The sequence below is a fragment of the Wocania ichthyoenteri Th78 genome, assembly GCF_000789235.1.
Lineage (GTDB): Bacteria > Bacteroidota > Bacteroidia > Flavobacteriales > Flavobacteriaceae > Wocania_A > Wocania_A ichthyoenteri.
Genome location: NZ_KN525716.1, coordinates 2,316,927 through 2,331,010, shown reverse-complemented (window position 1 = coordinate 2,331,010; position 14,084 = coordinate 2,316,927). Strand labels below are relative to the sequence as shown.

Sequence of the window (14,084 nt, the reverse complement as noted above, 5' to 3'; positions counted from 1 at the left end):
TTAATCCTTTTTAAGCTTTACAATTACCTTGGTCCCTTTGTCTTCTTTATTTTGAAAATCGTCAATAAAAACATCTACTTTATCTTTGTACATAGCATTCAAAATCGATACGCGCTTTTTAATATTGCCTATCCCTTTTGAGTTTTGCTTTTGCTGATTTTCGGTTTTTAAGGCTTTAGATTTTTCTCTTCCAATGCCATCATCGGTAATGGTAATTTTTATTTCATCTACTTTATTTTGAGTGATTTCGATGTTTAAATGCCCTTTTGTTTTCTTGTACCGCAACCCGTGCCAAACGGCATTTTCAATATAGGGCTGCAGCAGCATGGGCGGAATTACAAAATCACTGACTTTAATATTTTTATCGACCTTTATGTTGTAATCAAATTTATCTTTAAATCTAAAATGCTCTAATTTGGTGTAAAGTTCCAAAAGCTCGATTTCTTTTTCCAAGGGAATAAAATCTTCTTCACTATTCTCCAAAACGGCTCGCATTAACAATGAAAAATCTGATAAATATTTATTAGCTGTCCGTTCATCATTTGATACAATAAAACTATTTACAGAGTTTAAAGCATTAAAAATAAAGTGCGGATTCATTTGGCTGCGCAGCGTTTTTAATGCCAATAAATTATTAGCTAATCGCTGTTGTTTAATATATTTAAACATTAAAAATGCCGTGATTAACAACAATAAAACACCACCAATTAACGAATAGATAATAAGTTTTTGTGTACGCGCTTGTTCAATATTGAGTTGATATTTGCTTTCTGAAAGTGCTCTGTCGCTCTCTAAGCTTAAAATTCGGTTTTGTTTGCTAACAATATCTTTACTAAATCGTGCTGCTTGCGATATGTCCTGTTCTTTTTTTGAATATACTTTATCTACTAAATCTACATAATTTTGATACGCTATAAGTGCTTTATTAAACTCCCCAGCATCCCGGTATACCTCAGATAATTTTCTAGTCGCATCTTTTTGAACAATTAAATCTTCCTTATCATCGGCTTCTTCAATACTTTTTTCAAGGTAAGTTATGGCTTGTCCAAAATCTTTCTGTAACGCATAAGCATTACCAATTTTATAGTTTTGTTTTTGAGGTGTTAATGCGCTTTCGTTATCGAAAACCGAATCACTTTCTATTTCATTAATATCATCCAAGGCTTGTTTTCGTAACTCTATTTCACTGGAATAATCGCTTAAATTGTTTTGAAAATCGGCAACTTTAATTTTCTCCTCTACACCTCTTCTCTTATTTTGAGTATTGGCCAATCTTAAAGACTCTTTAAAAAGTCCTTTGGCTTTTTGTGGCTCACCTTTTTCGTTATATACTTGAGCCAATTTTGAATTCAAGTCAGTAATTTTTGGTGTTATCAAATGCTTTTGTGCCACTTGTAAACCTTCGGTATAAGCATTGATTGCTGCACCAAAATTTTTGGTGTTTTGATGCACATCTCCAATACCTTCATAAAGTATAACCAGTTGCCAATTAGAGAGTTCTTTTTTATCAATTTCATTATAAGTGGCTATACTTTCTTGGTAGTTTTTATTGAGCTGATAGGCTTTTGCTAGTTTAATTTTAACAGCATTAGTTGCTCTATTTTGAATACTTATTCTGTAGTTAGAAACTACTAAATCATACTGTTTCCAATACATATAAACATCGCCTAAAACCTCGTAAGCTTCACTGTTTTCTTTAACAGACCTGCTACCTTTTAAAGCATCAGCTATAAATTGAATACTCTTTTTAGCATCCTTTTTTAAATACACTTCAGCAGAATCTATAAGTGATTTAAAGACTTGAGTAGTTGCTCTCGACTTAAAAAGTTTACTTTCATATTCATCGAATTTATTGGGTTGTACCTCAACTTTAATCCGCTCGCTACTTTGAATAATGTAGTAAACGGTTTCAAAATCTTTGTGTCTTATAATAAGCTCGTCGCCTTTTTTGGCTTCAATTCTAAATTCGCCAAAAGTATTGGTTGTGGTATATGCACCTCCGCTAACTTCAATATTTATATCGGGAATTGGTTTATTAGTATCGCTTTCAATCACAGAACCGTGAACCGTAAATCGTTTTTCTGAGTTTATAACATCATTTTTTTCTTGTGCAAGCATAAAACTCACACTAAAGGAAAAGCATAAAAAAAGAAGGTATTTAACTAATAATTTCATGTGCTACTTTATAATAGATAAACTTACACACTTTCTTTGTTATAATAAAATGGAGGTTTTACAATTCTACTGATTTTTAATATGAAAAGGAATGGTTTACGCATTCAATCGTTCAGTTTACGCATTCAATATATCACTTAACTCATTCTGGTTTTTTTAAGAAAAAAGGTGGCTTTAGCTTTACGCTAATCAAAAGTCCTTAATGGACATCATTAAATTAAAAAAACGAAAATATTATGAAAACTTATTTAAAAACACTCCTTTTTAGCGTCGTGCTCATTAGTTTTACCGCCTGTAATGCTAATAATAAAAAATCCAACACAGCCCTAGCACAAGTCCAAATTACAGAACACAATCCAAGTAATCAATACATTAAAGTAGCCCTTCTACTAGATACTAGCAATAGCATGGACGGGTTAATAGACCAAGCCAAAGCACAACTTTGGGATATTGTAAACGAATTGTCTTATGCCAAATGCCATGACAGTAAGCCTAATTTACAAATCGCTTTGTATGAATACGGCAACGACAGATTAAACAGTGATGAAGGTTATATTAGACAAGTCTTAAGCTTTAGCGAAGATCTTGACGAGATTTCAAAAGAGCTGTTTTCGTTAACCACAAATGGTGGTGAAGAATACTGCGGACAAGTCATTCAAACCTCATTAAATCAATTAAAATGGGGCGATAATCCAGACGATTTAAAACTTATTTTTATCGCAGGAAATGAGCCTTTTACACAAGGTAAAATAAACTACAAAGACGCTTCGACCAACGCAAAAGAAAAAGACGTGACCATTAACACCATTTTTTGTGGCGATTACCAACAAGGTATTTCTAGCCGTTGGAGAGATGGGGCAAGCTTAACTAACGGCGATTATATGGCTATAAACCAAAACAATGCCACGGTGCATATAGCATCGCCTTATGATGACGATATTTTAATTTTAAATCAAAAACTGAATAAAACTTATGTTATTTATGGACATGCTGGCAGACAAAAAATGGCTCTTCAAGCTGAGCAGGATACTAATGCTGGTTTATACAGCAAAGCTAATGCTGTTAGTAGAACAGTAAGCAAAAGCTCACATTTATATAAAAATAAATCTTGGGATTTAGTCGACGCAGAGGGAGAAGAAAATTTCAAATATGATGATTTAGAAAAAAGTCAATTACCAGAAGTTTTAAAAGGCAAATCGGAAACTGAAATTAAAGCTTATGTTGCTAAAAAACGAAAAGAACGGGAAAGCATTCAAAACAAAATTCAAGAGTTAAATAAAAAACGAAAACTCTATATTCTAGATCATAAAAAAGAAAACTCAAATGGGCTGGAAAACGCAATGACAAAAGCCATAAAAGAGCAAGCCAAAAAGAAAAAATATACTTGGGATTAAAAACTAAAAACTTGTCATTAAGAAGGGAGTATGACTGAAGTAATCTTATAAATTCAAAACTTGTTGATATAAAAGAAGTCGATTAGATTAAACAGATTGCCACGTCGTACCTACTTCGTGATGACAAAATTATTACTTCGAAACTAATTTACAGCAGGACATCTACATTCGTACTTCTTTCTTTTACAAGCAAAATTATAGCCTAATGTTAATTGATGAAAACCACCATTTGTAAATACTACCGAATTATTTTGATACGTATAGGTATAAGCAAACATAAATTGTTTATAATCAACTCCCAATATAGGCGTGATTTGTTTCAGCTTTTGACTTTTTACAGTATTCGAATTGATTAAATACTCAGCACCATCAAAACTTTGTCTGTATGAAATTCCACCCCAAAGTTTACCAAATTCCATGTTTTTATAAACTTTTCCATTCAAATCTATCGAAGCTTCTTTTGTGCCATCTTTATATTGAAACATTACTGAAGGTTCGTAGCTCCAATCGCTTCCCAACTTACCAAACACACCTCCTACAGAAAGCAAATAGCGTCTTAAATTACTTGTAATTTCAACATCGTTATTTACACCCGCATTTTTTAATACGTTTTTTATTGTAGCATGTGCGTAATAATCTAAATAGTGATATGAAAACCCTAAATCGATATTAAAATTTGTTTCGTTTTGCACAATTCCATCAATTATTATATCGGGTCCATCAAACAAAAATGTAGTTTCATCTAATTTATATTGAATAAATCCAGCACTTAATCCAAAAGATAGCATATTTAAATCGACTTCACTTCTAGAAAACATCAGATGATGTGCATAGGTTGCATAAGCTCCTGTTTGTGAGTGATACCCGTTTTTATCGGTATACAAAATACCACCTATTGCAGATGGCGTATCACCAATTCTTCCATTTAAACTTAATGTAGTAAGCCTTGGAGCATTTTCATGTCCAAACCATTGTTGACGTGATGTTAGTCTAACTTTAGAGCAATTAGCAATACCAGCCATTGATGGGTGGATGAGGTAATAATTATCTGTTAAATAATCCGTATATATTGGTAACCCTTCTTGTGAAGTTGATAAATTAGTGCATAATACACTTATCATTACCATAAAAATATGTTTTAATTTCATCTTCTATTTTATCTTTTCAAAGTAAAATGCGACCTAAACTCCTTTTGTGTACCATCAAGTGGTTCGTTATATTTTACTATAAACCAATAATCACCAGTTGGAAATTCTTGTCCGTTGAATGTTCCGTCCCATCCAATTCCTTTAGGGTTTAACTGTTTTACTAGCTTCCCGTATCTGTCAAATATATAAATTTCTGAATTAGGTTGTGTTGCTATTCCTTTAATATTCCATGTATCATGTACACCATCGTTATTAGGTGTAAAATACTTAGGATAGTCAATCACAATCTGCATTTCAGAAATTTCGTTACAATTTAGCAAATCGCGAACATATACTGTATGTTCTCCTCCTGTTATTCGTTCAAATACATTTGAACTCTGCCACGAACCAGAATCTAATCTATATTCATACTCACCAACCCCTATAACTGTTACTTCTATAATATTATTGTCTGAAAAAGAAGTGCTTAATAATTCTACCGACATACTTTCTGGTGGATACGACCCCACTACCAAAGTACTTGCAGGAATTCTACAACCCGTAGTAATATTAGTTGCAAATACCGTATAATTGCCAACTACAGCAGGTGTATACTGAGCACCTGTAGCTCCGGTTATTGCTGTACCTGTAGGATCTGCATTCACCTCTGCCTCTGTCCCATTATACCATTGAAATGTATAATTTGTAGTATTTAATTGTGTGTCGATTGGGGGTACACTTATTAATGGTGTATTTTCTGGGTTAATAACATCATCATTCCTATTTAAACAAATGACATATTCTTCGTCAATACCTATTTCTGGAGATTGATTTACAATTAAGTTTATTGGAACTACAATAAAACATTCGTTTGCATGTGGTTTTACTCTGGCATATATAGTTTGAGTATAAGATTGTGTGTTTTCAAAACTGATGCTGTTTGAAATTGTATTACTATTTCCTGCAATGGCATCAGCTTTATTTTCATAATAAATAAAAGGTTCAAAATCATTAGTGTCAAGTCCATTTAAAATTTCTGTTTCTCGTCTCGTTACATCGAAAAAATCAAACCCATTATTATCAACCTCACATTCTTCAATAGGTAATGGCTTTTGGTTTAAATCTTCATAAATAATTATTTTTAAAGGTAGTGTTGTTATAGAAGTACATGTGTTAGAACCTGTGGCTAAAACCAGAATATCTCTATCTAAAAGTGTATTAGTATATGTTGTAGGGTACGGAATAGGTTTATTATTATCTAAATCTAATTGGGTTTCAAAGTATGATAATATAATTGATGCATCACCACCAGTAATTTGACTTTCTCTTATTGTTAAGTCGTAATCTGTTGGTATAATATCACTACAAATACGTATAGTATCTGGTTGAAATATAGTTGGATTATGATTTACAACAAGATTAAAACTCATATCAGTACTATAACATTCATCGGCATCTCTTATACCATTTCCATTTTCATCAAATTGAGCACGAACAAATATAGGTTGCGGATTACTTGTATTTGAGTATGCACTACTATTAGCTATCGCTATATTATCAATTGCATCTTGCTCAGTAAGATGATAGCTTATTAAAATAGCTTTGGTTTGTGTTCCAATAACTTCAATATCTTTTGTTGGCAAATCAAAAACAGTAAAATCTGTATCACTACACAACACATAATCATCAATTGTATTTAGTACTGGTAATGGATTTACCGTTAAAGTAATATGTGGGCCTAAACCTTCACAACCATTAACTGTATCACTATCAATACGTACATATATTGTTTGTGTTCCAGCAGACTTATCATTTCGATGATCAGTAATATCTGGAATCGCATTGGTTTCAGTCAAGGCATCAGTTTCATTAATATAGTATGCAACTGTAGATAATGGGTATGCTGCTCTAAACTGAACATCAGCATCACTAAAATCAAATGATGCAATTCCATCGGTATTACCCTTATCTACTTTATCATCACAGGCATAATATGTAAAATCAAATCCAACAGCAGGAATTTGCGATGTACCAACTGTTAAGTTTATTTGGGTCGTTCTATAACACCCATTCACAGTTTCAACTCTTGCATAAACTATATCATTAAATGGGTTCAAAACATCATTGGAATAATTAATAAAATCAACTATTTCATCTGCAGGCAAACCTGCTTCAGCTTGAACCTTTGTTTCATAATAGGTGAACGTTTCATTTAAATAGTCTGTAGATATTGTACTATTAGCTTCGGTTAAATTAAATAGTGTCACTCCATCTGTATCAGAATCACATTGATTCATATTTACTATACTCTTCACCACAGGCAATGGGTTTACTACTAATTTAAAATTAGCAGTGTCGTAGCAACTCGTATTGACTCTATTTTCTATTCTAGCATATATAGTTTGAGGATTATTATTATTTTGAATTGATGAAGTGATTTCTGTTCCAGAAACTGCAGCATCAGCTTCAGCTTGAGAGCTGTAGAATTTCACCTCATAATCTGATGCTAGTTGAGATCCTAAAACCTCATTTATTTTAGTAGATAAATCAAAAGTAGAAATACCATCAGCGTCGTTTCCACCACTAGCATCATCACAAAGTTCATAATCTATAGGTGTATTAGCAATCGCTTCTTTATCTACTGCTATATTAAAACTTGCTACTTCAAAACAGGTTTGTGTTACATCTGCAATACGAATCCAAATGGTTTCGTTTTGTGATGTATTGGTATAAGCATTTGGTGTTATAATAGGGTTTTGATTGGTTTCAGCGTCGGTTTGATTTATATGAAAACTAATTGGATAATCTGCTGCTGCTTGACTGCCTAATACTAAATTTTGGTTTGCTGAAAAATCAAAAACTTCTTTTAAATCACTATCCGATTCACATAGCACCATATCTTCTGGTGGAGCAGCTATTATTGGATTAGTTGTAAACTGCACTATAATTTCATCGCTTGAACTACACCCTGCAGCAACATCAATCTCTACACGGTAAATTCCATTAGTGGTAACATCGAAAGTAGCCTCTGTTTTTCCTGTTTGTTCAACCCCATCTTTAAACCATTTATAAGTTGTACCTAGCAATGCTAAAGTAGCATCTAACTCCAAAGGCTTTCCACCACATCCTGGGTTTCCTGATTTAATAGTTCTGTCTACCCCTAGGTTACCTCCAATACTAAAACTACCTGCCTCTAAAAAAATAGCCGAATCCCATTCTGAGTCTCCCTGATCTGCAACTACAATTTTAATTTCATAAACTGTATTTGGTATTACTGGCGCAGAGGCTGTTAACACTTTTGTTCGTCCACCATAATTAGTATCTGGTATGTTGTATCCTTCAAAAAAAGTTGTATTTGCTCTACAAGCAAAAGCATTATTAATATTCTTAACACTAACTGGGGTTCCATCTGGTAATACAGCTAAATTTTGATAATTTGTTGTCCCAACTTCTCTTAATAAAAAAGCAAAACTATCAGCAAAAGAACATTCAGTTGAACCATCATACTCTTCAGATGCCATTAAAAAACGAAAGCTAATCGTGTTTACTAAAGGTACAAAGTTAAATTTAACATAAGTGGCATCAAACGTATTAGATTGTCGTAAAGCTACTTGCAAATCTGTATCCCCTGTTAAGCTATTTACATTATCAATACGTGCCGAATTAATTGTATTTCCAGCGGGAAATGCTTGCCCTGTAGTTAGAATTATACCTTCTCCAAATGGAAAAGTACTTCCAGTTGGCCGCTTAAAATAACCATAACTTTTTGTGGTCGTTTGAGTTGGGGTTCCGCTTACTTGCGATGAAAAAGCATCAACTGTAGAGCATTTACTAGATATTAAAACATCTTCAACAAGTTTTTCTATAGTAAAACTTGATTGAGCATCAGCAGCATTATTTACTTTTATAATTTGTCCATAGCCTGTAACCGATATACAAAATATAAATGCAATTAGTGAAAAATTTTTCATAGTCAATTTTCAGCTAAATACTCGTTAATCATATTAAAGCAATCTTTTACTTTCGATGTAACGTTTTTTAAAGCCTAAATATTTAAAAGCAAAGCATCAAATATAGATATAACTCAAAGTTTCTTTCGTATTTTTACAAAAAATTAGCTAAAATGAACAATTTTAAGGTTTCAGTGCAAGAAACAACCAATAATGCCATAGTAAAATTTGAGTTAAATCAATTTATAACAAAGCACCAAAGCTTTGAATTTAATAATATTGATGAAGCAAAATCATCGCCTTTAGCACAACAACTATTTTATTTGCCGTTTGTAAAAAAGGTATATATTACAAGTAATTTTGTGGCTGTTGAGCGTTACAATATTGTGGAATGGGACGATGTTAAAGATGAAATGGCAGAACAGATTGAAACCTATTTGAACGATGGTGGCGTTGTAGTTGAAGAAACTACTGCACCTAAAAAAGTACCTGTAACCGTTTATGCTGAAAGCACACCAAACCCTTCGGTAATGAAATTTGTTGCTAACAAAAAAATAGTAACTGCTCTTTTTGAATTTACCTCAATTGACGATGCTAAACTATCGCCATTAGCTACTGAATTATTTCACTTTCCGTTTGTGAAAAGTGTTTTTATTGACGAAAATTATGTGTCAATCACCAAATACGATATGGCAGAATGGCAAGATATTAATATCGAACTTCGTGAATTTATTAGAAGTTATATTGAGAACGGAAAAGACGTTGTATTGCCAGAAGCTGTTGAAACTTTAAAAAAATCGAACTCGCAATTAGACTCGCATTTTGAAAATTTAGACGACATCTCAAAAGAAATTGTTAATATTCTTGAAGAATATGTAAAACCTGCCGTAGCTAGCGATGGCGGGAATATTCAATTTATATCTTATGATGAAAACACTAAAAATGTAAGTGTTATGCTTCAAGGGGCATGTAGTGGTTGCCCATCGTCAACTTATACTTTAAAAAGTGGTATAGAAAATATGCTAAAAGAAATGCTTCCTGGAAAAGTAAATATGGTTGAAGCTATAAACGGTTAGATTGCAATATTCAATTTATTTAGGTGACTTTTTTAACTTTTCTGTGTCAAAAAAACAACTATCTTTAAACTGGTAGTTGAATTTTAATCTTAAAAAAATAAATCATGGCAGTATTAAAAGTAATCGAGATTTTATCAAACTCAGATAAAAGTTGGGAAGACGCAACTAAAAAAGCAGTAAAACACGCATCAAAAAGTGTTAAGAATATACGTTCGGTATACGTTCAAGACCAAAGCGCAAGTGTAAAAGATGGCGAGGTTACAGAATTTAGAGTAAATTTAAAAATCACTTTCGAAGTAAGTTAAATTTACATTTATTTTAAAATTTAAGCGTTCATTAATTGAACGCTTTTTTTATGATCAATTTTCGCTAACTTTGAAATATGAAATCTATTTTATTATCCCTATTTATTATCACATTAATAAGCTGTAAAGGTCAGAATTCTGAAACTATGAAACATCAATACACCAACGACCTTATAAACGAAACTAGTCCGTATTTACTACAACATGCCCATAATCCTGTAAACTGGAATCCGTGGAATCCTAAAACACTAGCTAAAGCAAAGTCAGAAAATAAACTTATACTTATAAGTGTAGGTTATGCCGCTTGCCATTGGTGTCATGTTATGGAGCATGAAAGTTTTGAAGATAGTTTGGTGGCTCAAGTCATGAACAAAAATTTTATCAATATAAAAGTAGATCGAGAAGAGCGACCAGATGTAGACCAGGTTTATATGAGTGCTGTACAACTTATGACGGGAAGTGGTGGTTGGCCACTTAATGTTATTGCTTTACCCGACGGCAGACCAGTTTGGGGTGGTACTTATTTTAAAAAAGAACAATGGATGGACGCTTTAGAGCAAATCTCTAAACTTTATGTTGAAAAGCCTAAGAAACTATACGAATACGCCAACAAATTAGAACAAGGTATTAAGGCTTTAGATGTGGTTACCCTAAATACTGATGAACCAATTTTTGAAAAAAGTTATATAGACGATGCTTTAAAAAACTGGTCAAAAAACTTTGATAACAATCAAGGCGGCATGAATCAAGCTCCTAAGTTTATGATGCCTAATAACTATCATTTTTTACTTCGGTATGCTTACCAAACTAACGATAAAAAACTTCAAGATTATGTAAATCTTACGCTAACAAAAATGGCTTATGGTGGTATTTTCGATCAAATTGGAGGTGGGTTTTCTAGGTATTCTGTCGATACAAAATGGCATGTACCTCATTTCGAAAAAATGCTTTACGATAATGGACAGTTAGTAAGTTTATATGCAGATGCTTACCTCACAACAAAAAACGAATTATATAAAGATATTGTTACCGAAACATTAGAATATATTAAGCGAGATATGACAACTGAAAATGGAGCTTTCTATTCATCGCTTGATGCCGATAGCAATACCCCTGAAGGTGAACTCGAAGAAGGTGCTTTTTATGTTTGGAAAAAGGAAGAACTCAAAACAATTTTAAAAGATGATTTTGAATTATTTTCAGATTATTACAATATAAATAATTACGGCTTTTGGGAACACGATAATTATGTTTTAATTAGAAAAGACGATAATGCATCCATTATTAAAAAGCATAATATTACCATTGATGCTTTAAATAAAAAGAAAAGTAATTGGAAAAACATACTTTTAAAAGAGCGTAATAAAAGAGCAAAACCAAGATTAGACGATAAAACTTTAACATCGTGGAACGCTATTATGCTTAAAGGTTATGTTGATGCATACCGTGTATTTGGTAATAAAGATTACCTCGCTTCCGCGGAAAAAAACGCCAACTTTATTATTAATAATATGCTACGCGAAGATGGTGGATTAGACCATAATTACAAAAATGAAAAAAGTAATATCAACGGTTATCTTGAAGATTACTCCGCTGCCATTGATGCGTTTTTAGCACTTTATGAAAGCACGTTAAACGAAACTTGGTTAACCACTTCAAGAGATTTGGCGAACTACACCTTCGATCATTTTTTCGATGATACAAGTAAAATGTTTTATTTCACATCAAACGAAGATGAATCGTTGGTATCTAGAAGCATTGAGTACCGCGATAATGTTATTCCTGCAAGCAATTCCATTATGGCGAAAAACCTATTTAAATTATCGCATTATTTTGATAACGAACATTACAGTAAAACTGCTATGAGCATGCTTAATAATGTAAAGCCAGAAATGCTGGAATACCCGTCAGGGTACTCCAATTGGTTCGATTTAATGCTTAATTATGCACACCCCTTTTACGAAGTTGCCATTGTTGGAGTTGAGGCTAAACAAAAAATAGCAGCATTAAACAAAACCTATTTGCCTAATAAACTTATTGCGGCAAGCACATCAGAAAACAACATGCCTTTATTAGAAAATCGTTACAACCCAGATTATACGTTTATCTATGTATGTGTTAATAAAGCCTGTAAGCTACCTGTTACCGAAGTGAATGATGCTATTAAATTTTTAAAAGAGTGAGTACACTAACTATAATATTAATTGCTTTTGTAGCTTTTGAGCATTTCTATTTTTTAATATTAGAAATGTTTTTATGGACCAAACCAAAAGGCATTAAAGCATTCGGGCTAAAGTCGAAGACATTTGCCGAAGAGACAAAGGTATTAGCTGCAAATCAAGGGCTGTATAATGGGTTTTTGTCTGCTGGACTAGTTTTTTCAATTATTCAAAAAGACATAAATGCTGCCATATTTTTTCTTGTTTGTGTGACCATTGCTGGTATTTATGGGTCTTATTCTACAAAGCAAATTAAACTGTTTTATGTGCAAAGTATTCCTGCTATATTTGCGCTAATCACAATATTTATCAACTAAAAAATTAAAATAACAATATGGATTTAGAAAGATGGATTGACAAAGGCTATGATCTAATTATGGATTTTGGACCGAAAATGATAGGTGCTATTCTTATTTGGATTATTGGGTCTTGGGTCATTAAAAAATTACTAAAAACCACTAAAAAAATAATGTCTAAAAGAAATTATGATGAGAGTTTACAAAAATTCTTAGTAAACCTTTTAGGCTGGATCTTAAAAATTATTTTAATAGTTGTAGTACTTGGTACTGTTGGCGTAGAAACCACATCATTCGCTGCTATTTTAGCTGCAGCAGGTTTAGCCATTGGTTTAGCATTACAGGGTTCTTTAGGTAATTTTGCCGGTGGTGTTTTAATTATGATTTTTAAGCCTTTTAAAATTGGTGATTTAATTGAAGCACAAGGTGAAATAGGAGTTGTTAAAGAAATTGAAATCTTTACAACCAAATTAACGGGACTATCTAATAAAGAAATTATTATTCCTAACGGGTCTTTATCAAACGGGAACATTATTAATTACACTACAGAAGGCACACGTAGAGTCGATTTAACTTTTGGTGTTGGTTATGATTCTGATATTAAAAAAACCAAAGATGTTTTAATGCAAGTTTTAACATCTCATCCTAAGGTTTTAAAAGAACCTGCGCCAACTGTAAATGTATCTGAATTAGCAGATAGTTCGATAAATTTTGCTGTAAGACCGTGGAGTACTGCCGATGATTATTGGGCTGTTTATTTTGGAATTACTGAAGATGTAAAAGAAGCACTTGATAAAGCTGGAATTGATATTCCTTATCCACATCAAGTTGAAATTCAAAAGAAAGGATAATTAATTAAGATTTTGATTTAGGCTTTAACGCCACAAAATCTTTTAAATAATATGGTTCAAAATAGGCGACATCTTCAATGTCGCTTTTTTTGTATTTATTATAAGCTAATATTCCCATTTCTCTTGAAGAAGGCAGTTTGCCTTCGATAAAAATTGCGTTTGGATGATTAATAAGTGCTTTAGTTTTTTTAACACCATTCCCAATAAAATAGATTTTTTGTTTTTCTAAATAGTCTTTAAAAGAAGTTTCATCTAAAATTTGTGCTTGGGTTTCTCTTATTTGATTATAATTGGAATCAAAAATAGCAGAATATACTTCCATGCGTCTGGCATCTAACATGGCTACAATAACGCCATCATTTGTTTTAACTTGACGAGCTAAAGCCTCTAAAGTTGGCACAGAAATTAATGGCTTATCTAGAGCAAAACAAAGCCCTTTTGCTGCCGAAACTCCAATTCGTAACCCTGTATAAGAACCTGGACCTTTGCTAATGGCAATTGCATCTAAATGTTTTGAACTGATTTTCGCTTCTTTTAGAACAGCATCAATATACACATGAAGTCGTTCGGCATGCGAATAATTTTTATCGTAATCTTCCTTTAAAACCAAAGTCTCTCCATCTTTTGAAAGAGAGACTGAGCAATTGGTTGTTGCGGTTTCTATGTTTAGGATATATGTACTCATTTTCTT

At 32.5% G+C, this 14,084-nt stretch carries 10 protein-coding genes; 6 read left to right on the top strand and 4 right to left on the bottom strand.

Annotated elements, in window-relative coordinates; translation table 11 throughout:
• Positions 1 to 2,175 carry a tetratricopeptide repeat-containing sensor histidine kinase gene (locus RG22_RS10110; RefSeq protein WP_034042927.1) on the bottom strand — a complete coding sequence of 725 codons (2,175 nt, stop codon included), beginning with the start codon at positions 2,173 to 2,175 and terminating at the stop codon, positions 1 to 3.
• A 236-nt stretch (positions 2,176 to 2,411) separates the two neighbouring features.
• Between RG22_RS10110 and RG22_RS10105 the strand changes: the two genes are divergently transcribed.
• On the top strand, positions 2,412 to 3,569 hold the full coding sequence (locus RG22_RS10105; RefSeq protein WP_034042926.1) for a vWA domain-containing protein: 1,158 nt from the start codon (positions 2,412 to 2,414) through the stop codon (positions 3,567 to 3,569).
• A gap of 143 nt (positions 3,570 to 3,712) precedes the next feature.
• On the opposite strand, the gene RG22_RS10100 is transcribed toward RG22_RS10105, so the two are convergent.
• Both RG22_RS10100 and RG22_RS10095 read right to left on the bottom strand, forming a co-directional pair.
• The gene (locus tag RG22_RS10100; RefSeq protein WP_034042925.1) at positions 3,713 to 4,717 is read right to left on the bottom strand and encodes a PorP/SprF family type IX secretion system membrane protein; all 1,005 of its coding nucleotides are present in this window, start codon (positions 4,715 to 4,717) and stop codon (positions 3,713 to 3,715) included.
• A gap of 8 nt (positions 4,718 to 4,725) precedes the next feature.
• A complete protein-coding gene (locus tag RG22_RS10095) occupies positions 4,726 to 8,667 on the bottom strand; it encodes a T9SS type B sorting domain-containing protein (protein ID WP_034042923.1) in 3,942 nt (1,313 codons plus the stop codon).
• A gap of 152 nt (positions 8,668 to 8,819) precedes the next feature.
• Here RG22_RS10095 and RG22_RS10090 point away from each other — a divergent pair, with 152 nt between their 5' ends.
• The 5 genes from RG22_RS10090 to RG22_RS10070 all read left to right on the top strand — a co-directional run bounded on the left by RG22_RS10090 (position 8,820) and on the right by RG22_RS10070 (position 13,393).
• On the top strand, positions 8,820 to 9,722 hold the full coding sequence (locus tag RG22_RS10090; protein ID WP_034042922.1) for a NifU family protein: 903 nt from the start codon (positions 8,820 to 8,822) through the stop codon (positions 9,720 to 9,722).
• 104 nt (positions 9,723 to 9,826) lie between these two features.
• Positions 9,827 to 10,027, top strand: coding sequence for a dodecin family protein (locus RG22_RS10085; RefSeq protein WP_034042920.1), 201 nt, complete (start codon positions 9,827 to 9,829; stop codon positions 10,025 to 10,027).
• 77 nt (positions 10,028 to 10,104) lie between these two features.
• Entirely contained in the window at positions 10,105 to 12,210 is a 2,106-nt protein-coding gene (locus tag RG22_RS10080; RefSeq protein WP_244462140.1) for a thioredoxin domain-containing protein, read from the top strand.
• On the top strand, positions 12,207 to 12,563 hold the full coding sequence (locus RG22_RS10075; protein ID WP_034042918.1) for a DUF1304 domain-containing protein: 357 nt from the start codon (positions 12,207 to 12,209) through the stop codon (positions 12,561 to 12,563). The genes RG22_RS10080 and RG22_RS10075 overlap by 4 nt, the downstream gene beginning before the upstream one ends.
• 17 nt (positions 12,564 to 12,580) lie before the next feature.
• Positions 12,581 to 13,393, top strand: coding sequence for a mechanosensitive ion channel family protein (locus tag RG22_RS10070; RefSeq protein ID WP_034042916.1), 813 nt, complete (start codon positions 12,581 to 12,583; stop codon positions 13,391 to 13,393).
• Between the two features lie 4 nt (positions 13,394 to 13,397).
• Here the strand turns inward: RG22_RS10070 and tsaB are convergent, their stop codons facing one another.
• The gene (tsaB, locus tag RG22_RS10065; protein ID WP_034042915.1) at positions 13,398 to 14,078 is read right to left on the bottom strand and encodes a tRNA (adenosine(37)-N6)-threonylcarbamoyltransferase complex dimerization subunit type 1 TsaB; all 681 of its coding nucleotides are present in this window, start codon (positions 14,076 to 14,078) and stop codon (positions 13,398 to 13,400) included.
• Positions 14,079 to 14,084 lie beyond the last annotated feature (6 nt).